General features: G+C 61.3%; 24 protein-coding genes. 11 read left to right on the top strand and 13 right to left on the bottom strand.

Going from position 1 to position 23,913, the window contains the following annotated elements; translation table 11 throughout:
- Window positions 1-4 precede the first annotated feature (4 nt).
- Window positions 5-556, top strand: a complete 552-nt coding sequence (locus OGV19_RS23780; protein ID WP_264310910.1) for a DNA-3-methyladenine glycosylase I — start codon at window positions 5-7, stop codon at window positions 554-556.
- A gap of 41 nt (window positions 557-597) precedes the next feature.
- Entirely contained in the window at window positions 598-1,485 is an 888-nt protein-coding gene (locus OGV19_RS23775; RefSeq protein WP_264310909.1) for a lysophospholipid acyltransferase, read from the top strand.
- A 123-nt stretch (window positions 1,486-1,608) separates the two neighbouring features.
- Here the strand turns inward: OGV19_RS23775 and OGV19_RS23770 are convergent, their stop codons facing one another.
- The 5 genes from OGV19_RS23770 to def are packed head-to-tail and all read right to left on the bottom strand — an operon-like array spanning window position 1,609 to window position 6,132.
- On the bottom strand, window positions 1,609-1,917 hold the full coding sequence (locus tag OGV19_RS23770; RefSeq protein ID WP_264310908.1) for a tetratricopeptide repeat protein: 309 nt from the start codon (window positions 1,915-1,917) through the stop codon (window positions 1,609-1,611).
- 11 nt (window positions 1,918-1,928) lie between these two features.
- Window positions 1,929-3,302, bottom strand: a complete 1,374-nt coding sequence (trkA, locus tag OGV19_RS23765; RefSeq protein WP_033702460.1) for a Trk system potassium transporter TrkA — start codon at window positions 3,300-3,302, stop codon at window positions 1,929-1,931.
- 23 nt (window positions 3,303-3,325) lie between these two features.
- Complete coding sequence (rsmB, locus tag OGV19_RS23760; RefSeq protein WP_264310907.1) at window positions 3,326-4,636, bottom strand: 16S rRNA (cytosine(967)-C(5))-methyltransferase RsmB; 1,311 nt, start codon at window positions 4,634-4,636, stop codon at window positions 3,326-3,328.
- Window positions 4,633-5,565 carry a methionyl-tRNA formyltransferase gene (fmt, locus tag OGV19_RS23755; RefSeq protein WP_264310906.1) on the bottom strand — a complete coding sequence of 311 codons (933 nt, stop codon included), beginning with the start codon at window positions 5,563-5,565 and terminating at the stop codon, window positions 4,633-4,635. Before fmt ends, rsmB begins: the two co-directional genes overlap by 4 nt.
- Window positions 5,566-5,625: 60 nt before the next feature.
- The gene (gene def, locus OGV19_RS23750; protein WP_027592047.1) at window positions 5,626-6,132 is read right to left on the bottom strand and encodes a peptide deformylase; all 507 of its coding nucleotides are present in this window, start codon (window positions 6,130-6,132) and stop codon (window positions 5,626-5,628) included.
- Window positions 6,133-6,339: 207 nt separating this feature from the next.
- Between def and dprA the strand changes: the two genes are divergently transcribed.
- The 5 genes from dprA to OGV19_RS23725 all read left to right on the top strand — a co-directional run bounded on the left by dprA (window position 6,340) and on the right by OGV19_RS23725 (window position 11,183).
- On the top strand, window positions 6,340-7,437 hold the full coding sequence (gene dprA / locus OGV19_RS23745; protein WP_264310905.1) for a DNA-processing protein DprA: 1,098 nt from the start codon (window positions 6,340-6,342) through the stop codon (window positions 7,435-7,437).
- Window positions 7,438-7,479: 42 nt separating this feature from the next.
- A complete protein-coding gene (locus tag OGV19_RS23740; protein ID WP_043198577.1) occupies window positions 7,480-8,037 on the top strand; it encodes an L-threonylcarbamoyladenylate synthase type 1 TsaC in 558 nt (185 codons plus the stop codon).
- Between the two features lie 762 nt (window positions 8,038-8,799).
- Window positions 8,800-9,084: a DUF3077 domain-containing protein gene (locus OGV19_RS23735; RefSeq protein WP_264310904.1), complete on the top strand. Its 285-nt coding sequence runs from the start codon at window positions 8,800-8,802 to the stop codon at window positions 9,082-9,084.
- A 260-nt stretch (window positions 9,085-9,344) separates the two neighbouring features.
- Entirely contained in the window at window positions 9,345-9,512 is a 168-nt protein-coding gene (locus OGV19_RS23730; RefSeq protein WP_264310903.1) for a hypothetical protein, read from the top strand.
- Between the two features lie 6 nt (window positions 9,513-9,518).
- Complete coding sequence (locus OGV19_RS23725) at window positions 9,519-11,183, top strand: anti-phage dCTP deaminase (protein ID WP_264310902.1); 1,665 nt, start codon at window positions 9,519-9,521, stop codon at window positions 11,181-11,183.
- Between the two features lie 57 nt (window positions 11,184-11,240).
- On the opposite strand, the gene OGV19_RS23720 is transcribed toward OGV19_RS23725, so the two are convergent.
- Window positions 11,241-12,218: an NADPH:quinone reductase gene (locus OGV19_RS23720; RefSeq protein WP_264310901.1), complete on the bottom strand. Its 978-nt coding sequence runs from the start codon at window positions 12,216-12,218 to the stop codon at window positions 11,241-11,243.
- A 134-nt stretch (window positions 12,219-12,352) separates the two neighbouring features.
- On the opposite strand from OGV19_RS23720, the gene hemF reads away from it, so the two are divergent.
- Both hemF and aroE read left to right on the top strand, forming a co-directional pair.
- Window positions 12,353-13,264: an oxygen-dependent coproporphyrinogen oxidase gene (hemF, locus tag OGV19_RS23715; RefSeq protein ID WP_264310900.1), complete on the top strand. Its 912-nt coding sequence runs from the start codon at window positions 12,353-12,355 to the stop codon at window positions 13,262-13,264.
- A gap of 27 nt (window positions 13,265-13,291) precedes the next feature.
- Window positions 13,292-14,116, top strand: coding sequence for a shikimate dehydrogenase (gene aroE / locus OGV19_RS23710; protein ID WP_264310899.1), 825 nt, complete (start codon window positions 13,292-13,294; stop codon window positions 14,114-14,116).
- Between the two features lie 157 nt (window positions 14,117-14,273).
- Here aroE and OGV19_RS23705 read toward each other — a convergent pair whose 3' ends face one another.
- From OGV19_RS23705 to betC, 3 genes are all read right to left on the bottom strand, one after another.
- Window positions 14,274-15,839: a SulP family inorganic anion transporter gene (locus OGV19_RS23705; protein WP_264310898.1), complete on the bottom strand. Its 1,566-nt coding sequence runs from the start codon at window positions 15,837-15,839 to the stop codon at window positions 14,274-14,276.
- 142 nt (window positions 15,840-15,981) lie between these two features.
- Window positions 15,982-16,905, bottom strand: a complete 924-nt coding sequence (gene choX, locus OGV19_RS23700; RefSeq protein ID WP_264310897.1) for a choline ABC transporter substrate-binding protein — start codon at window positions 16,903-16,905, stop codon at window positions 15,982-15,984.
- 14 nt (window positions 16,906-16,919) lie between these two features.
- Window positions 16,920-18,437 (bottom strand): choline-sulfatase, encoded by a 1,518-nt coding sequence (gene betC, locus OGV19_RS23695; protein WP_264310896.1) that lies wholly within the window; start codon window positions 18,435-18,437, stop codon window positions 16,920-16,922.
- 109 nt (window positions 18,438-18,546) lie between these two features.
- Between betC and OGV19_RS23690 the strand changes: the two genes are divergently transcribed.
- Window positions 18,547-19,446: a choline sulfate utilization transcriptional regulator gene (locus OGV19_RS23690; protein WP_264310895.1), complete on the top strand. Its 900-nt coding sequence runs from the start codon at window positions 18,547-18,549 to the stop codon at window positions 19,444-19,446.
- A 167-nt stretch (window positions 19,447-19,613) separates the two neighbouring features.
- On the opposite strand, the gene OGV19_RS23685 is transcribed toward OGV19_RS23690, so the two are convergent.
- Window positions 19,614-20,549, bottom strand: a complete 936-nt coding sequence (locus OGV19_RS23685) for an IS110 family transposase (RefSeq protein ID WP_264309880.1) — start codon at window positions 20,547-20,549, stop codon at window positions 19,614-19,616.
- A gap of 237 nt (window positions 20,550-20,786) precedes the next feature.
- Entirely contained in the window at window positions 20,787-21,329 is a 543-nt protein-coding gene (locus OGV19_RS23680; protein WP_264310894.1) for an NAD(P)-dependent oxidoreductase, read from the bottom strand.
- 52 nt (window positions 21,330-21,381) lie between these two features.
- Here OGV19_RS23680 and OGV19_RS23675 point away from each other — a divergent pair, with 52 nt between their 5' ends.
- Window positions 21,382-21,714: a DOPA 4,5-dioxygenase family protein gene (locus OGV19_RS23675; protein WP_264310893.1), complete on the top strand. Its 333-nt coding sequence runs from the start codon at window positions 21,382-21,384 to the stop codon at window positions 21,712-21,714.
- Between the two features lie 118 nt (window positions 21,715-21,832).
- Here OGV19_RS23675 and trpA read toward each other — a convergent pair whose 3' ends face one another.
- Both trpA and trpB read right to left on the bottom strand, forming a co-directional pair.
- Entirely contained in the window at window positions 21,833-22,642 is an 810-nt protein-coding gene (gene trpA, locus OGV19_RS23670; protein ID WP_264310892.1) for a tryptophan synthase subunit alpha, read from the bottom strand.
- Complete coding sequence (gene trpB, locus OGV19_RS23665) at window positions 22,639-23,856, bottom strand: tryptophan synthase subunit beta (RefSeq protein ID WP_264310891.1); 1,218 nt, start codon at window positions 23,854-23,856, stop codon at window positions 22,639-22,641. The genes trpA and trpB overlap by 4 nt, the downstream gene beginning before the upstream one ends.
- Window positions 23,857-23,913 lie beyond the last annotated feature (57 nt).

Here is a 23,913-nt window from a genome sequence, read left to right as displayed (position 1 = left end):
CCTTATGCCACGCTGCTTTTGGTGTACCGACGATCCGTTGTACCAGGCCTACCATGACCAGGAATGGGGAGCACCGCAGCGTGATCCGGCGTTGCTGTTCGAGATGCTTTTGCTCGAAGGGTTCCAAGCGGGGCTGTCATGGATCACGGTTTTGCGTAAACGCGAGCGTTATCGCGAGGTCATGCACGGCTTCGATCCGGTGAAATTGGCGCAGATGAGCGATGAACGGATCGAAGAATTGATGCTCGACGCCGGCATTATCCGTAACCGCCTCAAGCTCAAGGCTGCCCGGCGCAACGCCCAGGCCTGGCTGGCTGTGGATAACCCGGCCGAGTGGCTCTGGTCGTTCGTGGGCGGCGCGCCCAAGGTCAACCATTTCACGGGCCGCAGCGATGTGCCGGCGGTCACCGATGAGGCCAAGGCGATGAGCAAGGCCCTGCAAAAAGCCGGCTTCACCTTTGTTGGCCCGACCATCTGCTACGCCTTCATGCAGGCCACCGGCATGGTCATGGACCACACCACCGATTGTGATCGCTACGCCGCCTTGGCGCGTTGAAGGGTTACAATGCGCGCCTTGCTGAAATAAGGAATTCGCCTGTGGAAAAGTTCAAGGGCGCCCTGATGGTCGGGGTGCTTCGACTGTTCGCCAAGCTGCCCTGGGGCGCGGTGCAGCGCGTCGGTGCCGGGATCGGCTGGCTGATGTGGAAAATCCCCAACGGTTCGCGCAACGTCGTGCGTATCAACCTGGCCAAGTGCTTCCCGGAGATGGACCCGGCCGAGCGTGAGCAATTGGTCGGCCACGCGCTGAGAGATATCGGCAAATCCTTTGTCGAGAGTGCCTGTGCCTGGATCTGGCCGCCGCAGCGTTCGCTGGAGCTGGTCAAGGAAGTGCACGGCCTGGAAGTGCTGGAGCAGGCCCTGGCCTCGGGCAAGGGCGTAGTGGGTATCACCAGCCACCTGGGTAATTGGGAGGTGCTTAACCACTTCTATTGCAACCAGTGCAAACCAATCATCTTCTACCGTCCGCCGAAGCTGAAAGCTGTGGATGATTTGCTGCGTGAACAGCGCGTGCAGATGGGCAACCGGGTGGCGCCTTCGACCAAGGAAGGCATCCTCAGTGTGATCAAGGAAGTGCGCCGCGGTGGCCAGGTGGGGATTCCTGCCGACCCGGAGCCGGCAGAGTCGGCCGGGGTGTTCGTGCCGTTTCTGGGGACCCAGGCGCTGACCAGCAAGTTCGTGCCGAACATGTTGGCCGGTGGCAAGGCGGTGGGGGTGTTCCTGCATGCCCTGCGGCTGCCGGATGGGTCTGGGTTCCGGGTGATTCTGGAGGCGGCGCCGGAGGCGATGTACAGCACGGATGTGACTGAGTCGGCGGCGGCCATGAGCAAGGTGGTCGAGCGGTATGTGCGCGAGTACCCGAGCCAGTACATGTGGAGCATGAAGCGCTTCAAGAAGCGGCCGGCTGGGGAGCCGCGCTGGTATTGAGATTTTGGGGGCGCTTTGCGCCCCATTCGCGGGACAAGCCCGCTCCCACAAGAGCCTGCGTACACCGGACAATGTGGGAGCGGGCTTGCCCCGCGAATGGGCTGCAAAGCAGCCCCGGCAATCTCAGACTTTATTCAACTTCTTGAGAAAAACAGTCATCTCTTTCTCGGCCTGCTTGTCCCCATGGGCCTGCGCCGCCACGATCCCGTCCTCCCAGGCCTTGCGCGCCGCCGCCACATCACCCTGCAACTGATACGCCTTACCCAGCAACTTCCACGCCGCCGAATACTTCGGATCCTGCTCCACGCATCGCGCCAGGTGCACCGCCGCTTCAGCGCCATTGCCCTCGTCCAGCCAAGCCTTGCCCAGGCCGAACCTCAGCAGCGGGTTATCCACACCCTTGGCCAGCATCTTTTCCAGCGATTCGCGCATGCCCTCTTCCCCTAGAAGAAACTCAAGCCGACGTGGAACAGCTTCTCCACATCCCGAATGTGCTTTTTATCCACAACGAACAGAATCACGTGGTCACCCGACGCGATCATCGTGTCGTCGTGGGCAATCATCACCTCTTCGTCGCGAATGATCGCGCCGATGGTGGTGCCTGGCGGCAGGGCAATGTCTTCGATGGCCTTGCCAACTACCTTGCTCGACTTCGAATCGCCGTGCGCCACGGCCTCGATAGCCTCGGCGGCGCCGCGGCGCAAGGAGTGGACGCTGACGATATCGCCACGTCGCACGTGGGCCAGCAACGTGCCGATGGTGGCCAACTGGGGGCTGATGGCGATGTCGATTTCACCACCCTGCACCAGGTCGACATAGGCCGGGTTGTTGATGATGGTCATCACCTTGCGTGCGCCCAGGCGCTTGGCCAACAGCGACGACATGATGTTGGCCTCATCGTCGTTGGTCAGGGCCAGGAAAATGTCGGCGTCGGCGATGTTCTCTTCGAGCATCAAGTCCTTGTCCGACGCACTGCCCTGCAGCACCACGGTGCTTTCCAGGGTGTCGGAGAGGTGACGGCAACGCGCCGGGTTCATCTCGATGATCTTCACCTGATAGCGGCTTTCGATGGCCTCCGCCAGGCGCTCGCCGATCTGCCCGCCACCGGCGATGACCACGCGTTTGTTGGTCTCGTCGATGCGCCGCAGCTCGCCCATCACGGCGCGAATGTCTTTTTTTGCGGCGATGAAAAACACTTCGTCATCGGCTTCGATCACGGTGTCGCCGCGTGGGGTGATGGGCCGATCACGGCGGAAAATTGCTGCCACGCGGGTATCGACGTTGGGCATGTGCGCGCGAATCTGGCGCAGTTGCTGGCCCACCAGCGGGCCGCCATAGTACGCCTTGACCGCCACCAGCTGCGCCTTGCCTTCGGCGAAGTCGATCACCTGCAGTGAGCCTGGGTGCTCGATCAGGCGCTTGATGTAGTTGGTCACCACCTGTTCGGGGCTGATCAGCACGTCCACCGGGATGTGGTCGTTGTGGAACAGCTCTTCGCGGGTGAGGTAGGCCGATTCACGTACCCGGGCGATCTTGGTCGGGGTGTGGAACAGCGAATAAGCGACCTGGCAAGCCACCATGTTGGTCTCGTCGCTGTTGGTCACCGCCACCAGCATGTCGGCGTCATCGGCGCCGGCCTGGCGCAGCACCGTTGGCAGCGAGCCGCGGCCTTGCACCGTGCGGATGTCCAGGCGGTCGCCGAGGTCGCGCAGGCGCTCGCCGTCGGTGTCGACCACGGTGATGTCGTTGGCCTCGCTGGCCAGGTGTTCCGCCAGCGTACCGCCCACCTGCCCTGCGCCGAGGATGATGATCTTCATCCGCTACTCCCTAACCGTTGTGCTTATCCGCGTGACGCGGCGATCTTGATCAGCTTGGCATAGTAGAAACCGTCGTGGCCGCCTTCCTGGGCCAGCAACTGGCGGCCATGTGGCTGGCGCAGGCCGGCCTCGGTGGCCAGGTCCAGCTCACGGGCGCCCGGGGTGCGGGCGAGGAAGGCCTCGATCACCTCGGTGTTCTCGGTCGGCAAGCTGGAACAGGTGGCATACAGCAGCATGCCGCCCACTTCCAGGGTCGGCCACAGGGCATCGAGCAACTCGCCTTGCAGCGTGGCCAGGGCCGGGATGTCGTCGGCCTGACGGGTCAGCTTGATGTCCGGGTGGCGGCGGATCACACCGGTGGCGGAGCACGGGGCGTCGAGCAGGATGCGTTGGAACGTTTTGCCGTCCCACCAGCTGGCGGTGTCGCGTGCATCGCAGGCGATCAGTTCGGCGTCCAGTTGCAGGCGATCGAGGTTCTCGCGCACGCGGGTCAGGCGCTTGGCCTCCAGGTCAATGGCCACCACATGCGCCAGGCCGGCCTCGGCTTCGAGCAGGTGGCAGGTCTTGCCACCTGGGGCGCAGCAGGCGTCGAGCACGCGTTGGCCGGGGGCCAGGTCGAGCAGGTCGGCGCAAAGCTGCGCGGCTTCGTCCTGCACGCTCACCCAACCCTCGGCAAAGCCAGGCAGGCTGCGCACATCGCAGGCCTCATTCAGCACGATGCCGTCACGGCTGTACTGGCAAGCGCTGGCGCCAACGCCGGCCTCAGCCAGCAAGGCCAGGTAGGCCTCGCGGCTGTGGTGGCGGCGGTTGACCCGCAAAATCATTGGCGGGTGGGCGTTGTTGGCGGCGCAGATGGCTTCCCATTGCTCGGGCCAGAAGGCCTTCAGCGATTTTTGCAGCCAGCGCGGGTGGGCAGTGCGCACCACCGGGTCGCGCTCCATGCCGGCGAGCAGCGCTTCGCCTTCGCGTTGGGCGCGACGCAGCACGGCATTGAGCAAGCCCTTGGCCCACGGCTTTTTCAGTTTATCGGCACAGCCAACGGTTTCGCCGATGGCGGCGTGCGCCGGGATGCGCGTGTAGAACAGCTGGTACAGGCCGACCAGCAGCAGCGCTTGCACATCGGCATCGGCGGCTTTGAACGGCTTTTGCAGCAACTGCGCGGCGAGCAGGTCGAGGCGCGGCTGCCAGCGGGCGGTGCCGAAGGCCAGGTCCTGGGTCAGGCCACGGTCGCGTTCGTCGACCTTGTCCAGTTGCGCCGGCAACGAGCTGTTCAGCGAGGCCTTGCCGCTGAGCACAGCGGCCAAGGCACGGGCGGCGGCCAGGCGTGGGTTCATTGGCCGAGCACCTTGCCGTTGGCGAACTTCTCGCGGCGGCTGTTGAACAGGTCGCTGAAGTTCAGGGCCTTGCCGCCCGGCAGTTGCAGGCGGGTCAGGCTCAATGCCTGGTCACCGCAGGCGACCACCAGGCCCTCCTTGCTGGCAGACAGGATTTCGCCAGGGGCGCCGTTGCCTGTGGACAACTTGGCGGCCAGCACCTTCACGCTTTCGCCGTCCAGGGTGCTGTGGCACACCGGCCACGGGTTGAAGGCACGGACCAGGCGCTCCAGCTCTACCGCTGGGCGGCTCCAGTCGATGCGCGCTTCGTCTTTGTTCAGCTTGTGAGCATAGGTGGCCAGGGCGTCGTCCTGGATTTCACCCTGCAGCGAGCCGTCGGCAAGGCCGGCGATGGCCTGTATGACCGCAGGTGGGCCCATTTCGGCGAGGCGGTCGTGCAGGGTGCCGCCGGTGTCTTCGGCGCTGATTGGGGTGACTACCTTGAGCAGCATCGGGCCGGTGTCCAGGCCTGCTTCCATGCGCATCACGGTCACGCCGCTCTCGGCGTCGCCGGCTTCCACGGCGCGCTGGATCGGCGCTGCACCGCGCCAGCGTGGCAGCAGCGAGGCGTGGCTGTTGATGCAGCCCAGACGCGGGATATCCAGCACCACCTGCGGCAGGATCAGGCCATAGGCGACCACCACCATCAGGTCCGGCTTCAGCGCGGCCAGTTCGGCCTGGGCATCGGCGTTACGCAGGGTTTGCGGCTGGAACACCGGGATGTCATGGGCCACGGCCAGTGCTTTGACCGCACTTGGCATCAGCTTCTGGCCACGGCCTGCTGGGCGGTCCGGCTGGGTGTAGACGGCCACGATCTCATAGGGGCTGTCGAGCAGTGCCTTGAGGTGTTCGGCGGCAAACTCTGGAGTGCCTGCGAAGACGATGCGCATGGAGTTCTCGCTGCAAAAAAGAAAAAGGCTTGCCGGAGCAAGCCTTCTGGAAGGTGGGGATCAGGCTTGCTGGCGGTGCTGCTTTTCCAGCTTCTTCTTGATCCGGTCGCGTTTGAGCGTGGACAGGTAGTCGACGAACAGCTTGCCGTTGAGGTGATCGAATTCGTGCTGCACGCACACGGCCAGCAGGCCTTCGGCTTCGAGCTCGAACGGCTTGCCGTCGCGGTCCTGGGCTTTGACGCGCACCCGCAGTGGGCGGTCGACGTTTTCGTAGAAGCCAGGTACCGACAGGCAACCTTCCTGGTACTGGCCCATGTCGTGGGTCAGTTCCTCGACGACGGGGTTGATGAAGACCCGTGGCTCGCTGCGGTCTTCGCTCAGGTCCATCACCACAACCTGCTTGTGGACGTTGACCTGGGTCGCCGCCAGGCCGATGCCAGGCGCTTCATACATGGTTTCAAACATGTCGTCGATCAGCTGGCTCAGGGCGTCGTCGAACACCGTCACCGGTTTGGCGAGGGTGCGCAGGCGCGGGTCCGGGAATTCGAGAATGTTCAAGATGGCCATAAGGTCGGGCAGTCACTGTGCGTTCGGTTGAAAACTGAGCACACATAATAAAGGTAATCGGGGGATTCGGCACCTGGCAAAGCTCGGCTAGGGTTTTAACGGACGGCTTATCACCCATTTGATGGACAGGTTGTCAAAGCGTTATCAACACAGTTATCCACAGGTTGTGCCACGTCGATGGCCCTGTTTCGATCAAGGATGATCTTTATGCCAATGCACCATTCGTCGCCTTGTGCGCCTGCCGAACTGGAAGCGCGGTTGCGCCTGCACCGCCTGCCGGAGACAGGATTGCGCCGTTTTCACAGCCTGCTGCAAGCCTTTGGCAGCGCGTCATCGGCGCTCAGCGCGCCAGCCGCCGCCTGGCGGGCACTGGGCTTACCACAGGCCAGCATCGATGCCCGGCGCAGTGCCGAAGTGCGTGACGGCGCATTGGCTGCGATGGCCTGGTTAGAGCGTCCCGGCCAGCATTTACTGATGTGGGACAGCCCTGGCTACCCTGCTCTGCTGGCAGAAATCGACGACCCACCGCCGCTGCTTTTCGTCGCCGGCGACCCCGCGTTGCTTGAAAAGCCACAGCTGGCAATTGTGGGCAGCAGGCGTGCTTCACCCCCCGCGCTCGACACCGCCAGGGCATTTTCCCGCTACCTGACGCAGGCCGGTTTCACCATCACCAGTGGTCTTGCTCTGGGTATCGACGGTGCCGCTCATCGGGCCGCTCTGCAGGCTGGAGGGAGCACGATTGGGGTGCTTGGAACGGGGTTGCAAAAACTTTATCCACAGCGCCATCGCGAGCTTGCCCAGGCGATGATCGATAGCGGTAGCGCGCTGGTTTCCGAGTACCCCCTGGATGCCGGGCCGCTGCCGGGCAACTTCCCACGGCGTAATCGCATCATCAGTGGCTTGTCGCTGGGCGTGCTGGTGGTCGAGGCGAGCCTGGCCAGTGGCTCGTTGATCACGGCGCGCCTGGCGGCCGAGCAGGGCCGCGAGGTGTATGCCATCCCTGGCTCCATCCACCACCCAGGCGCCAAAGGCTGTCATCAACTGATCCGTGACGGGGCGCTACTGGTGGAGAGCGTGGGGCAGATACTGGAAAGCCTGCGGGGCTGGCAGAATTTGCCCCCGGCCGTGGTGGAAACGCTCGATCATCCCCTGCTCGCCTTGCTGCATGCCGCGCCACAGACGACCGAGAGCCTGGCCCACTGCAGCGAACAGCCATTGGCCCAGGTGATGGCGCAGCTCACCGAACTGGAGCTCGAAGGGCGGGTCAGCAATGAAGCCGGGCGTTGGTTTGCCCGCGCGGGCTAAGTACACTGCTCACAAGCAAGGTTTATAGGTGGAGAGACAGCAATGGTGAGCAGTTTTCGTGTGCAACAAGCCGCACGTGAGATCCGGGCGGGTGCGGTGATCGCCTACCCGACGGAAGCGGTCTGGGGCCTGGGCTGCGACCCGTGGAACGAGGACGCGGTGTATCGCCTGCTGGCGCTCAAGTCGCGGCCTGTGGATAAAGGGCTGATCCTGATCGCCGACAATATCCGCCAGTTCGACTTTTTGTTCGAGGATTTCCCTGAAGACTGGATCGACCGCATGGGCAGCACCTGGCCGGGGCCGAATACCTGGCTGGTGCCGCACCAGGACTTGTTGCCGGAGTGGGTGACGGGGCAGCACGACACGGTGGCGCTGCGGGTCAGTGACCATCCACAGGTGCGTGAACTGTGCGCGCTGGTCGGGCCGCTGATTTCCACCTCCTGCAACCCAGGCGGCCGCCCGGCTGCCAAGACCCGGTTACGGGTGGAGCAGTACTTCCATGGGCAGTTGGATATGGTGCTGGGTGGGGCGTTGGGCGGGCGGAAGAACCCGAGTGTGATTCGCAACCTGGCGACTGGCGAAGTCGTTCGCCCGGGCTGATACCTATCCACAGGCCTGGCGGGTGACTTGGGCTCCCACAGGTTAGAGCCTGGTCCACCGTAGATTTTCTGATTTTGTCTTGAAGGGCTGGCGCGCGATCGTGTGAGGGCTGATAGGTGCTCGCCTTGATGCTTCCTTCGCCTGTGAGATCGAGCGCCGCCCGAGCGGCGCTCGATTTGCGCGACACCACAGAAACCAAGGCGAGCGCCTGGTTGCCGTTACGCGGTCTGCGTGCGCCAAATCTATTGAGGGTGTGGCCTAGGCCTGATTGCCCGAAAAACAAAGGCCGCATAAGCGGCCTCAATGGTAGGGATGTACTCGCCCGGATAACTTGAGCTCAGCCAGCGCACCAGTACAACCTGAAGAAGAAACGCTACGCTTCCAAACCAGCACGGTCAAGGCAGCGCCCTTTTTCTCGCGTGCTGTGCATACGCCTCCTGTTGCCTTACGTGATCAGGGTTTTCTGATTATTACCAAAATGGCTGTCCAGCCGACCACTTCGGAAATATCCTACGATTCGCGTCCTCTGCCGTCACCTTCTCAGTGGGAACCTCTGCCCTTAGGCTTAAACCGTCGCCGAATAACTTGGCGATCGGGTGTGGTAACCCGGATGTGCTTGAGGCGTCACAGCTATGGCAGCTGTGCGCGGGAGGCGTCATGCCTGCCGGGGCCGCCTCCAGCCCGGTTTACCACCTCGCGTACAGCTGCCGCCCAAATCGCGTGGTAACGGCTTGATGGCAGCTCCAAGCTCTGGAGCAAATCATGAAAAAAATCGTTCCAAACCCTCCTCTTCCATGCACCTCCACCCGCCCGTTTGGCCGCTGCGATGCAGGCCACGAACCGCTCTTCACCGTAAACCCAAACATTTCCGCCGAAGACGCTTTGGTCCACGTAGCTCTGTACTTGCGTGGCGCCTACGAGACAGGATCCAAAGCCCTCGAGTATCTGCGCGACGAAGGCCGTGGTATCTACTGGTCCAGCTTGCATTCCATTGAAATGGCAGAGGGATTGGTAGAGTCAATTCTTGACGGTGTAGAGTCTCCGTAAGATTTTTTTTGCCGTTCGTCAGCTACTCAAGAGAGTGTAGGTTTCGTTCGTGATAACGTTCGCGACCTAAGCGAAACCACACTATCGTTGACAGCTCGGCGTTTTCCGGTAGGCTGGCGCCTAGGAGCGACGGCCTACCGGGGAACGCCGAGCTAAAAAACATAATTTTTTTGCTCGCGCTTGATGGTCTACTCTTGTGTTGCATAAGGCACGAATTGAGTCGCCAATTTTTTGCGGCTTTATAAACCAGGATATTCACGATGAGAACTGAAGAACGCGTTGAAACGGCTCCTGTAACAGTCGTTCGCAGCAAAGAGCCCCAGAGCTCCGTTATCTTCTCAGATGCTTTTGCTCAACGCAGAAAGCAGAAAGAATATCAGCAAGCAATAAGCCAAATAGCCGAGCGTGCCAAAAAACTCGATTGGTAGTAGAAAATGGCAACAGGGACAGTTAAGAGTTTTCCTAGTCAAGGCAAAGCGGAAGGTCTAAAGCCAGAGCGCGGTCAAGATATTCAAGAAAGAATCAAGTCACGCCGAACTAATGAGTTAGTCATTGGTGTGTGCGGTGCAGTGGGTTGTAATCTGCAAGATGTAGTTTCGGAGTTGAGAGATCAGTTTAGTGCTTTCTCTTACGAGGTTACAGTTGTCAAGGTTAGTTGGCTGATTAAGCAGTTGGCATCAAAACATAGTGATCTGATTCCAAACGGTTTAGATATTGATTCAATCGAGTCGCTTGATCTCTTTTCGCGTTACACTGCTCTTCAAGACTTGGGTAATGCTATTCGAGAGAGATTTTCAGTAGATGCGTTAGCCATTCAGGCTATCACGCATATATCTACGAGCCGACAAGTCAAAATGAACGAGAGCGGTGATACTAATCCACCGCGCGCAGTTTATATAGTCGATCAGCTTAAACATCCTGCTGAAATTGAACTGTTTCGCCTCACATATAGAAATGCATTTTTTCTTTTAGGCGTGATGAGTCCTCAAAGCGCTCGGCTGGAGTATTTAAAAACTGAAGGATTAACTGCTGTTGATGCTCAGAACTTGATTGAGCGTGACAGGAAAGATAATGTTAAACATGGTCAGCAGTTAGAAAAAACATTCCATAAAGCTGATTTTTTTGTAAAACATAGTTTAACGAGCTCTGGAAATATTATTGATCCATGTCGTCGATTTGTTGGCTTGGTTCATGGGGAGAATGGAATAACTCCAACCCGTGATGAAGCTGGTATGTACGCTGCTTATGCAGCATCTCTGAAATCTGCTTGCCTCAGTAGGCAAGTCGGCGCAGCTATCGCTAACGTTTCGGGAGACATCCTCTCTGTTGGCTGGAATGATGTTCCGTCTGGCGGTGGCGGCCTTTATCACGAAGAGTCGAAGAACGATCAGCGTTGTGTTGTTCATGGAAAAAAATGCTATAACGACGACACTAAACGGCGCTTGGCTAAAGAAATCGTAGCGATACTCTCGTCACTACAAAGCGGCGAAAAATCTAACACAGATAACGAGTTAATTACTGTAAAAGATATTTTTGAAACAAATGTTGTCGGGCTGAGTGAGAAAAGTTTCAAGCAGGTACTTAGTCAATCTGAAGCAGAGCGTTTAACAAAAGAAATTTTAGAAGTCACCTCGCTTGGATCGATTATCGAATACTCTCGGGCAATTCATGCTGAAATGGAAGCAATTTTAAATATCGCGAGAGGCGGTAAAAGTAAGACCTCAGGAGCTGTAATGTATACGACTACATACCCATGCCATAACTGTGCTCGGCACATTATTGCTGCTGGGATTTCTCGGGTTGTCTACATTGAGCCTTATGAAAAAAGCCTCGCAATGAAGTTGCATTCAGATGCTATTTCCCTAGATGCGCCTTCGAATGAAAAAGTATTTTTTGAAAATTTTGAAGGCGTTTCTCCTAAGCGCTACACTACACTTTTTGAGTTTAGTCATCTGCGGAAAGATGAATTTGGTCAAGCTAAAAGATTTGTAGGTAGGGATGCCTCTTTAATATCTCATGAATATTTAGATTCGTATATTGATGTTGAAAGCAAGGTGGCCGTTAAAGGTTTCGAAGATAGTGGCGAAATCGCTGAATAGTGCTTTTAGTTTAAATAGTTCAATGTGGAGCCGCATAGCGGCCCCACAGTCCCATGTTTAAGGTGTCAAAATAGTCGACCCCACCGTCCTGCGCGCCGACAACTCAGCCTGTGCCTTGGCCGCCTCACTCAGCGGATATCGCTGCTGGATATCCACAATCAGCTTGCCGCTGGCAATCATCGCAAACAGGTCATCGGCCATGACCTGGGTGTTCTCGGCATTGTTGGCATAACTCGCCAGGGTCGGCCGGGTGACATACAGCGAGCCCTTCTGCGCCAGAATCCCCAGGTTAACCCCGCTCACCGCGCCTGAAGCATTGCCAAAGCTCACCATCAACCCGCGCGGCTGCAGGCAATCCAGCGAGGTCAGCCAGGTATCGGCGCCCACACCGTCATATACCACCGGGCACTTTTTGCCGTCGGTCAGCTCCAGCACACGCTTGGCCACGTCTTCGCGGCTGTAGTCGATGGTTTCCCACGCCCCCAGCGCCCTCGCCCGCTCGGCCTTCTCAGCGGAGCTGACGGTACCGATCAACTTGGCACCCAGCGCCTTGGCCCATTGGCAGGCCAGCGAACCCACGCCACCGGCAGCGGCATGGAACAGGATCACGTCGCCCGGCTGCACCGCGTAGGTCTGCTTGAGCAGGTACTGCACGGTCAGGCCTTTGAGCATAACCGCCGCCGCCTGTTCGTAGCTGATGTTGTCCGGCAGCTTGACCAGGTTGGCCTCGGGCAGCGTGTGCACCTCGCTGTAGGCGCCCAGCGGGCCGCCGGCATGGGCAACGCGGTCACCAACCTTCAGGCGCGTGACGGCCTCGCCCACCGCTTCGACCATACCAGCGGCCTCGGTGCCCAGCCCGGAGGGCAAGGACGGCGGTGCGTACAAGCCGCTGCGGAAATAGGTGTCGATGAAGTTCAGGCCGATCGCATGGTTACGCACGCGAACTTGCTGAGGCCCAGGCGGGGCGGGTTCGAACTCTACAAGCTGCAGCACTTCTGGGCCGCCATGCTGGCTGAACTGGATACGCTTGGCCATCTCGCACTCCTGTTGTCGGGATTGGTAACAGCCCTCTATCGGACGCCTTTGCTTGATCGCCGTCAACTGCGACGCGTCAGCCGCCGGTGGTATGCTACGCGGCGAATTCTTCTCTGCCCGCTCCAGGTGACCCGATGACCAGCCGCACCGAGGCCGTGAAAGCCTACCTGCTCGACCTGCAAGACCGCATCTGCTCCGCCCTTGAAACCGAGGACGGCGGCGCCCGCTTCGTCGAGGACGCCTGGACGCGTGAAGCCGGTGGCGGGGGGCGTACGCGGGTGATCGGTGAGGGCAAGGTGATCGAAAAAGGTGGGGTCAATTTCTCCCACGTGTTCGGCGCCGGCCTGCCGCCCTCGGCCAGTGCCCACCGACCCGAACTGGCGGGCCGTGGCTTCGAGGCCCTGGGTGTGTCGCTGGTGATCCACCCGCACAACCCACATGTACCAACCTCCCACGCCAATGTGCGCTTCTTCATCGCCGAAAAAGAGGGCGAAGAGGCGGTGTGGTGGTTCGGCGGCGGCTTCGACCTGACCCCGTACTACGGCAATGAAGAAGACTGCATCCACTGGCACCGCGTGGCCGAGCAGGCCTGCGCGCCGTTCGGCGCCGATGTGTACCCGCGCTACAAAGCCTGGTGCGACCGATACTTCCACCTCAAGCACCGTGGCGAGCCTCGCGGCATCGGCGGGTTGTTCTTCGACGACCTGAACGAGTGGGACTTCGACACCTGCTTCGCCTTCATCCGTGCCATTGGCGATGCCTATGTCCAGGCCTACCTGCCGATCGTCCAGCGCCGCAAGGACACGCCCTACACCGCCGAGCAGCGCGAGTTCCAAGAGTACCGTCGCGGCCGCTACGTGGAGTTCAACCTGGTCTATGACCGTGGCACCTTGTTCGGCCTGCAATCGGGTGGCCGCACCGAGTCGATCCTCATGTCGCTGCCACCGCAGGTACGCTGGGGGTACGATTGGAAGGCCGCGCCCGGCAGCGAAGAAGCGCGCCTGACCGAGTACTTCCTGCAAGATCGCGACTGGCTCGCCCAGTAAAGCCTGTGGATAACCGAGGAGCCCCCAATGGACCAGTACGTCGTTTTCGGTAACCCCATCGGCCACAGCAAGTCGCCGCTGATCCATCGCCTGTTCGCCGAACAGACCGGCCAGGACCTGGAATACACCACCCTGCTGGCGCCGTTGGACGAGTTCAGCGATTGCGCCCGTGGCTTCTTCAAGCAGGGCAGTGGCGGCAATGTCACCGTGCCATTCAAGGAAGAAGCCTACCGCCTGTGCGACAGCCTGACCCCGCGTGCCCAGCGGGCGGGGGCGGTGAATACCTTGAGCAAGCTGGCCGACGGCACGCTGCAGGGGGACAACACCGACGGTGCTGGGCTGGTGCGCGACCTGACCGTGAACGCGGGGGTGGAGTTGGCGGGCAAGCGTATCCTCATCCTGGGCGCCGGTGGCGCGGTGCGTGGGGTGCTGGAGCCGATCCTGGCGCACGATCCGCAGTCGTTGGTGATCGCCAACCGCACCGTGGAGAAGGCCGAGCAGCTGGCGCGAGAATTCGATGACATGGGGCCGGTGGTGGCCAGCGGCTTTGCTTGGTTGCAAGAGCCGGTGGACGTGATCATCAATGCCACCTCGGCGAGCCTGGCGGGCGAAATGCCGCCGATTGCCGACAGCTTGGTCGAGCCTGGGCGCACGATTTGCTACGACATGATGTATGGCAAGGAACCGACGCCGTTTTGCCAGTGGGCTACCAACCTTGGCGCGGCCAAGGTGTTGGATGGGCTGGGGATGCTGGCTGAGCAGGCGGCTGAAGCGTTCTTTATCTGGCGTGGCGTGAGGCCGGATACGGCGCCGGTGTTGGCTGAACTACGCCGGCAGCTCGCTCGGGGTTGACGCCGTCGGGGCCGCTTCGCGGCCCATCGCAGCGGTTCGGCGCACCGACAAGCCAGCTCCTACAAGTACAGCGCCGACCTCGGGCCTTGTGATATCCCTGTAGGAGCTGGCTTGCCTGCGATGGGCTGCAAAGCAGCCCCAAGATCTCAACCCAACCTCAATCCTCAAACCTGATCGGACACAACTCCACCCCTTCCAGCTTCTGCAATTCCTCGACCACCTGCGGCCGCGCCCGCTGCAAGGTCAAACTCCCCCCTGCCCGCCGCAACCGCCGTGCCTCCCTGTGCAACATATCCACACCCGAATAATCAATGAAGTTCACCTGCCGCGCATCGATCACCACATGTGGCCCCTGGCAGCGCTGCAAGCGCACTTGCAGGTAATGCGCCGCGCCAAAGAAAATCGACCCGCCCACCCGCAGTACATCGGCCTGCCCTTCGCGGCTCTGCTGCACCCGTGGCCGTGAAGTGCGCTTAAGGTAGAAGAACAGCGAAGCCAGCACCCCGGCGTAGATCGCGGTCTGTAGCTCCAGCAGCAAGGTCGCGGCGGCGGTCAGGGCCATGACCAGAAACTCCGAGCGGCTGACCCTGAACAGCGCCCGAATGCCACGGTGATCCACCAACCCCCAACAGATCAGCAAGATACTGCCTGCCATGGCCGGGATCGGCAGGTGAGCGATCAGCCCTGCCCCGGCAACGGCAAACAGCGCGACCCACAGGGCCGAGAACACCCCTGCCAGGGGGGAGCGGGCGCCTGCGTCGTAGCTCAGGCCCGAGCGGGTGAAAGAGCCTGATGACAGGTAACCGGAGAAAAACCCGCCGACGATGTTCGACAGGCCCTGGGCGCGGATCTCCTGGTCAGCGTCGATCAGCTGTTCGGAGCGCGCAGACAACGCGCGGGCAATCGACAGGCTGGTGACCAGGCCGAGCATGCCCACTGCCACCGCCGTCGGCAGCAGCCGCAGCATCAGCTCCACGTCCAGCAGCGGCAACGGGCTCAACGGGGGCAACTGGCCGCTAAAGGCCGATACCCGCGGCACATGGCCAAAAAAGCCAGGCAGTGCCCAGGCCAGCAAACTGACCACAACCAGGCTTATCAACAGGCTTGGCCAGCGTGGCCGCCAGAGCTTGAAGGCCATGCCGATCAGCACCGTGGTCAGCCCCAATATCAGCGATGGCAGGTCAACCTCACCGGCGTGGCTGGCCAGGTCTTGGACGGTTTTCAATGCCGTGGCCTGGCTCGGCAGGTCCATGCCCAGCAGGTTGGGCAACTGGCCAAGGGCGATGACGATGGCGGCGCCCAGGGTGAAGCCGAGCACCACCGAGTGAGAAACGAAATTGACCACGGCGCCAAACCGCAGCAGGCCAAGCAAGAGCTGGAAGATGCCCGCGAGAAAGGTAAGCAGCAGGACCAGCGTGACGTAGTCGGCGCTGCCCGGCACCGCCAGTGGGCTGACGCTGGCGTAAAGGACGATCGAGATGGCTGCAGTCGGGCCGCAGATCAGGTGCCAGGAAGACCCCCACAAGCAGGCGATGAGCACCGGGACGATGGCGGCGAACAGGCCATATTCGGCGGGCAGGCCGGCGATCAGGGCGTAGGCGATGGATTGCGGCAGGGCAAGGATGGCACCGCTCAGGCCGACCAGCAGGTCCTGGCGCAGACTGCGGCCCGATTGACGGGGGAGCCAGGCAAGGAAAGGCAGTAGCTGGATGAGGCGGTGCATGGGTTATCCATATTCCTGAAGTTGCGCTGTCCGCCTGTGGGAGCGGGCTTGCCCGCGAAGAAGCCACCGTGGTGCATGGCACCGGCTTTGCCGGTATTCGCGGGCAAGCCCGCTCCCACAGGGGATTGCAGTGTGCAGTTAATCAGAGTTTGTCTTTGACGGCCGCGAGGGCATCCCCACCGGCCTTGGTGCTGACCCCAGCCAACCACCCTGGCAGTACCTCGGGATGCGCCTTCACCCACGCCTTGGCCGCATCATCGAAGCTCACCTTTTTATCCACAACCTCGGCCATGATGCTGTTTTCCATGTCCAGGGTAAATCTCAGGTTGCCCAGCAGCTTCGCCGTATTCGGGCATGCTTGTGCATAACCTTTGCGGGTTAGGGTATAGACCTCGCCCTTGCTGCCGAACCATTTTTCACCGCCAGTCAGGTAATGCATTTTCAGCTTCACGTTCATCGGGTGCGGTGTCCAGCCGAGGAAGGTGATGAACTGGTTCTTCTTCACGGCGCGGTCTACTTGCGCGAGCATCGCCTGCTCACTCGATTCGACCAGCTTCCACTGGCCGAGATCGAACTCATTTTTGTCGATGATCGCTTTGAGCGACAGGTTGGCGGGCGCGCCAGAGCCGATCCCATACAGCTTCTTGTCGAACTGGTCGGCATGCTTTTGCAGGTCGGCGAAGTCTTTTACCCCGGCGTTCCACACATAGTCGGGCACCGCGAGGGTGAACTCGGTGCCTTCGAGGTTGCGCGACAGCTGCTGCACATCGCCATTGGCGATGAACTTGTCATGAAACCCCTGGTGCGCCGGCATCCAGTTACCGAGGAAGGCATCGACGCGCCCGTCCTTGAGGCCGCCGTAGATGATCGGCACTGCCAGGCTGTCGACCTTTACCTGGTAACCGAGGCTTTCCAGAAGCAGGCGGGCGATGGCGTTGGTGGTGGCGATATCGCTCCAGCCGGGGTCGGCCATCTTCACGGTGCTGCATTGCGCGTCTTCGGCGTGAGCTGTGACAGCGCCCAGGCTCAGGGCCAGGGCGAGCACGGCGATGGAGAACTTTTGCATGGCGAACTCTCTTCTCAATCCAGAGGGGCGGGCTGTGGATAACGGGCCTTGCGCTCGAGGTCGTCGAGATCGATGTGGTTGCGCATGTACTGTTGGCTGGCGTCCACCAGCGGTTGGTGGTCCCAGCTTTCCAGTTTGCCGATGGCCAGGGCCTCGGCCACTAGGCGGCGGCGGCGCTGGCTGGCCAGCACCTGCTGGCGCAGGGTGGGGATGTCCCAACGCTGCCGGGCTTCATCGGCAAATGCCTGCAGCAGCGCCTGATGGTCCGGGCTGCTGGCGAGGTTCTCCCGCTCGTGCGGGTCGCGGCTCAGGTCATAGAGTAGCCATGGGTCGTCTTCGCTGTACACGAACTTGTATGGCCCACGGCGGATCATCATCAGCGGGCCGACCGTGCCTTCGGCCATGTATTCGCCGATCACTTCGTCGTGGCCACCCTGCCCTTGCAGGTGGCCCAGCAGCGAGCGGCCGTCCAGGTGCAGGGATTTGTCCACAGTGCCGCCGGCCAGTTCGACCAGGGTCGGCAGCAAGTCGCAGGTGGATACCGAGGCGCTCACGCGTGCGGCGGCAAAGCGTTTGGGTGCGTGGACCAGCAGTGGCACGCGCGCCGACATTTCGAACCAGTGCATTTTGTACCAAAGGCCGCGCTCGCCAAGCATGTCGCCGTGATCGCCTGAAAACACGATCAAGGTATCTTCCGCCAGGCCGCATTCTTCAAGGGTTTGCAGCAATTGGCCAATGTTGTCGTCGATGTAGCTGCAGGCGCCGAAGTAGGCGCGGCGGGCGTCGCGGATCTTGTCCACAGGCAGGGGCTTGTCCCACAGGTCGTAGACTTTGAGCAAACGCTGCGAATGGGGGTCTTGCTCGTGCTGGCTGAACTCGGCGCGGGGCATGGGGATATCCACACCTTCGTAGCGATCCCAATAGCGTTTGGGGATGGTGTACGGGTCGTGGGGGTGGGTCATCGACACGGTCAGGCAAAACGGCCGGCCATCGTCTTCGCGCACGTGGTCGTAGAGATACTGGCGGGCCTTGAACACCACCTCCTCGTCGAAATCCAGTTGATTGGTGCGCACGCAGGGGCCGGCCTGCAGCACCGACGACATGTTGTGGTACCAGCTCGGGCGCTCGTCGGGGGCGTCCCAGTTCACGGCCCAGCCGTAATCGGCGGGGTAGATGTCGCTGGTCAGCCGTTCCTCGTAGCCGTGCAACTGGTCCGGGCCGCAGAAGTGCATCTTGCCCGACAGCGCGGTGCGGTAGCCGAGACGGCGCAGGTAATGAGCATAAGTCGGCACATCAGCGGGGAAGTCGGCGGCGTTGTCGTAGGCGCCGATGCGGCTGGGCAACTGGCCGCTGACCAGGGTGAAGCGCGACGGTGCGCACAGCGGGCTGTTGCAGTAGGCAGAGTCGAACACCACGGCCTGCTCGGCGAGGCGGGCGAGGTTGGGCATGTGGATGGGCGAAGGGGCATAGATTGGCAGCATGGGCGCGGCCATCTGGTCGGCCATGATGAACAGGATATTGGGGCGTGTCATGGTTGGCTTCCATCGTTGAAGGTTATGCGAACCGCTTGCCTACCAAGATGCGACTGTGGATAACATGGGTAAAGCCCATGCCGGGCAATGACTGGGATTAGCTGAGCTTATGTTTGAGCGCCTTGCCGAGCTGTCGCTCGATACCCTGCGCGTGTTCGAGGCCGCTGCACGGTTGCGGGGCTTTACTGCTGCGGCGCTTGAGCTGGGGACCACCCAGCCCGCCGTGAGCCAGCAGGTAAAGCGCCTGGAGGCCCAGCTGGGTACCCGGCTGTTCGACCGGATCTACCGGGGCATTGCGCTGACCGAGGCTGGCCAGTTGCTGTTCGAGCAGGTGCACCAAGGGCTGCAGGCCATGGACGATGGGCTGGCCCTGACCAGTGGTCGGGGCCAGCGCGAGGTGCTTCAGGTGGCAACCGACTTTGCCTTCGCGTCGTTCTGGCTGATGCCCCGCTTGCAACGCTTTCATGAGGCTTATCCACAGGTGGATGTGAGCCTGGTGACGGGTGAGCGCAGTCAGGCGATGCTGCGGCCGGATATTGATGTGGCGGTGCTGTTTGGTGATGGGCGCTTTCATCAAGGCGAAAGTCGGTGGCTGTTCGATGAAGAGGTATTCCCGGTTTGCAGCCCACGGCTGATTCATGGCAAACCCTTGTCAGCCGTGGCTTTGCAGCGTTTGCCGTTGCTTCACCTGCGGGGTGAACAGGCCAGCCGCTGGTTTGATTGGGCGGGGGTGTTTCGGGGGTTTGGCGTAGACAGCCCACCGCCGCCGGGGCAATTGCGCTTTGATAACTACACCTTGTTGATCCAGGCAGCGATTGCCGGGCAAGGGGTGGCGATTGGCTGGGGGCACCTTGTGGATGGGCTGGTTGAACAGGGGCTGCTGTGCCGGCCGTTGGAGGGCAGTTTGCGGTCGGCGCGGGGGTATTACGTGGTGCTGCCGCCGCGCAAGCGGCGGGGGGCGTTGATCGAGCGGTTTGTTGATTGGCTGGAAAATGAGCGTGAGGCTTGAGGGCCTCTTCGCGGGGCAAGCCCGCTCCCACCGGTACACCACAGGATTGGACAGCTGTGCAGTACTTGTGGGAGCAACTGTCTTCTTGTGGAAGCTGGCCTTGCCGGCGATGGGGCGCGTAGCGCCCCAGGCCCGGCTGTGCCGGGCATCGCCAGCAAGGCTTGCTCCTACGAATGAGCTATTTGCTCCTTCCAGGGCGTTCCGGTCTTGAGCATCGCATTTAGCCTCACTATCAATACTCGCATACACGCCACCACCGATACTTTCGCGCACTTCCCCTGGGCTCGCAGTGCTTTGTAGCGCTCGCAGAAGTCCTTGTTGTGCCGTATCACCACCCAGCAGGCCATATAGAGCGCCCGCCTGACTTGTGAGCGTCCCCCCCAGATTGAACGCTTGCCCGACTGCTTGCCGCTGTCCTGGTTGAACGGCGCAACACCGACCAAGGCGGCAATTTCCTTCTTATCCACCTGGCCCAGCTCTGGCAGCAAGGCCATCAGCTTTCCGGCAGTAATCAGACCAATTCCTTTGACTTGAGTGAGCTGTTTAACCCGATCATCAGGCAAAGCTGCTGCCTGCTGTGCGATCTCTTGTTCCAGCGCTCGAATTTCACCCTTCAGATAGGCGATGTGTTGTTCCAACCGCAAACAAACACTGGGAGCCCGCGCCTGCTTCAGGCGCCGCTTGTCATCGTCGCGCTGTTGGACGAAGCGATCCCGCTGCATAAGCAGTTCGCGCAGCAAAGCCCGCTCGGGTGTCATCACCTGGCAAGGCCGTGGGGGCATAACTTCAGCCAGGTGAGCCAAAACAGCTGCGTCAATGGGATCGGTCTTGGCGCGTTTACCCATCGACTTGGCAAAGTCCCGGGCACGACTGGGATTGATCCGGCAAACCGGAAAATCGGCATCCTGCAGCGCTTTGAGGACATTGCACTCGTAGCCACCGGTAGCTTCGAGCAAGACCATTGAAATTGCATACTCGCCAAGCTTTTCGACGAGCAGTTGGAATCCCTTCAAGTCATTGGAAACACTGAAGTTCACCCCCTCAGGACGGATGTGAACAGCAAGTGTGGCACTGGAAACATCGATGCCGACAGAGGAAGACATGGCCAAACCCTCTTAAACTCAAGGAGTGAGAGCGCTTTGGCTTGGCCCACGCTTGTGATTCGAGATTACGCCCCTCATCCAACTGTTCGGGCTCTCGCCAAAGTGGAACGGTGAATGGCAGCTTTTGCTCCCACACGTGCTCTGGGCACCTCGGGCTATCAGCTTGCCATTCACCGCTCTCACTTCAGATTCTATTCCCTCTCCAAGACACAAGCGGGCTTGCCCCGCGAAGAGGCCTCAGGATACGAAGTTCAAATGCTCGCCCCGATGCAAACCCAGGTCGAGCATATCGACCATCCCCGCCGCCACGCTCGCCGGGTCGGCCTGGGGGGCATTGATCAACGTCCAGTGCAGCGCACTGCGTTGCAGCCCATCGACAACCTGGTCCACGCCCTCGCGCTCTGCATCGGTGTAATCACCGGGCCTGTCCAGCACATCGAAATCGCCCACCAGCAACAGCCGGCGTATAGTCGTACGCGCAAGCCCGGTCACCAGCGCCTCGCTCATTCGCCATTGCGTGGGCAGGTCAGCCGGTGCCAGCGCTGACAGCAAGGCAACCACCGCCGAGCCGCCCGCAGCCCCCTGCTCCGCCTGGTCGGCACTCTTCAGCCCGCCTATCTTGAAATGCAGGCCGGGGCGTGGCGCATGGCGGTTGAGGTCTTCGACCACGGCAGTCACTTCGTGCTGGCGTGACAGCAGCTCGGCCATCAGCGCACTGCCAAGGGCGCACTCGCCCCCGAACAGGACCAGCTTGAACACTGGGGTTTCGGCATTTTTCACTGCATCACTCCCTTTGCAGGTGGTGATGGTTTGACCGCAATCAGGAGTTATCGTGCAGAGGATCAAGGGGTATCACGCCCACGTGTACTACGACGCATCGACCATCGAGCAGGCGCGTGAATTGTGCGAAGAGGCCGCGCGGCTGTTCCCCGTGACCATGGGGCGCATGCACCAGCAGCCGGTCGGGCCGCATCCGGACTGGAGCTGCCAGCTGGCTTTCGGGCCTGAGGTGGTGGGGGTGGTGTTGCCGTGGCTGGCGCTGTACCGCAAGGGGTTGGTGGTGTTTCTGCACCCGCTGACCGGGGATGAGCTGGCGGATCACCGCGACCATGCGATCTGGATGGGGGCTGTGCGGCCGCTGAAGCTGTCGATTTTTGGCGGCTAGATGGGGGCCGCTATGCGGCCATTCGCGGGGCAAGCCCGCTCCCACAGGTCGAGTGCTTTCTGACAGATTGCAGTGAACCTGTGGGAGCGGGCTTGCCCCGCGAAGAATGCAACGCCAATCAGCGTCGAGCGCCGCGCACCCCTTCAGCCAGCGCCGAGCACAGGCTCAGCACATCGTTAACCGCCTGATCGGCATCCTTGGCGTGAGCGATCTTGTCGACCAGCGCCGACCCCACCACCACACCATCGGCCAGGCGGGCAATCGCCGCGGCCTGCTCCGGCGTGCGAATGCCAAACCCAACGCTGATCGGCAGGTCGGTATGCCGACGCAGGCGGGCGATGGCTTCGGTCACGTGCTCGGTGGTGGCCGAGCCAGCACCGGTCACACCGGCGACGGACACGTAATAGACGAACCCGGAGCTGCGCTCCAGTACACGCGGCAGGCGTGCATCGTCGGTGGTCGGGGTGGTCAGGCGGATGAAGTCGATGCCCGAAGCCTGGGCCGGGGTGGCCAGCTCGGCGTCATGCTCTGGCGGCAGGTCGACGATGATCAAGCCATCGACGCCGGCTTCCTTGGCTTCTGCGACGAACTTTTCCACGCCAAAGCGGTGGATCGGGTTGTAGTAACCCATCAGCACGATTGGCGTGGCCTGGTTGCCCACGCGGAATTCGCGAACCATCTGCAGGGTCTTGGCCAAGGTCTGGCCCGCTTCCAAAGCACGCAGGGTCGCCAGCTGAATGGCCACGCCATCGGCCATCGGGTCGGTGAACGGCATGCCCAACTCGATCACATCGGCGCCGGCCTCTGGCAAGCCCTTGAGGATGCGCAGCGAAGCGTCATAGCCCGGGTCGCCCGCGGTAACGAAGGTGACCAGTGCCGAACGGCCTTCGGCCTTCAGTTCGGCGAAGCGTTGTTCAAGACGGCTCATGCCTGTTTCTCCTGGGCGGCCATGTGGTTCATCACGGTTTGCATGTCTTTGTCGCCGCGACCGGACAGGCACACGACCATCAAGTGGTCCTTGGGCAGGTTCGGTGCGCGCTTGATCGCTTCGGCCAGGGCGTGGGAGCTTTCCAGGGCCGGGATGATGCCTTCCAGGCGGCAGGTGGCGTGGAACGCATCGAGGGCTTCGTCATCGGTGATGCTGACGTACTCGACACGCTTCACTTCGTGCAGGTAGGCGTGTTCCGGGCCGATGCCCGGGTAGTCGAGGCCGGCGGAAATCGAGTGGGCGTCGGTGATCTGGCCGTCAGCGTCCTGCAGCAGGTAGGTGCGGTTGCCGTGCAGTACACCCGGCACGCCGCCGTTCAGGCTGGCGGCGTGTTTGTCGGTGTGCACGCCGTGGCCGCCAGCTTCGACGCCGATGATCTGTACGCTTGGCTCTTCAAGGAACTCGTGGAACAGGCCCATGGCGTTGGAGCCGCCGCCGACGCAGGCGACCAGGCTGTCGGGCAGGCGCCCTTCCTTCTCTTGCAACTGGGCACGGGTTTCCTTGCCGATGATCGACTGGAAGTCGCGGACCATCGCCGGGTACGGGTGCGGGCCCGCCACGGTGCCGATCAGGTAGAAGGTGTCTTCGACGTTGGTGACCCAGTCGCGCAGGGCTTCGTTCATGGCGTCTTTCAGGGTGCCGGTGCCGGCGGTGACCGGGACAATTTCGGCGCCCAGCAGCTTCATGCGGAACACGTTGGCCTGCTGGCGCTCGATGTCGGTGGCGCCCATGTAGATCACGCAAGGCAGGCCGAAGCGGGCAGCCACGGTGGCGGTGGCCACGCCGTGCATGCCGGCACCGGTTTCGGCGATCAGGCGTTTTTTGCCCATGCGTTTGGCCAGCAGCACCTGGCCGATGCAGTTGTTCACCTTGTGCGCGCCGGTGTGGTTGAGCTCTTCACGCTTGAAGAAGATTTTTGCCCCGCCACAGTGCTCGGTCAGGCGCTCGGCGAAATACAGCGGGTTCGGGCGGCCGATGTAGTCGCGCTGGAAGTAGGCCAGCTCTTCGAGAAACGTTGGGTCAGCCTTGGCGGCTTCGTATTCGCGGGCCAGGTCCAGCACCAGTGGCATCAGGGTTTCTGCCACGTAGCGGCCGCCGAACGAGCCGAACAGGCCGTTGGCGTCTGGGCCAGGGCGGTATTGAGTCTGGGTCATGGGGCGCTCCAAGGCGTAATGAATGAGTGATGGGCTTTACTCTAACCACGCAACGCC

Source organism: Pseudomonas putida, from assembly GCF_025905425.1.
In the GTDB taxonomy this organism is placed as follows: Bacteria; Pseudomonadota; Gammaproteobacteria; order Pseudomonadales; family Pseudomonadaceae; genus Aquipseudomonas; species Aquipseudomonas putida_AF.
The sequence above is the reverse complement of the archived record's forward strand: the minus strand, read 5'-3'. Positions and strand labels throughout refer to the sequence as shown.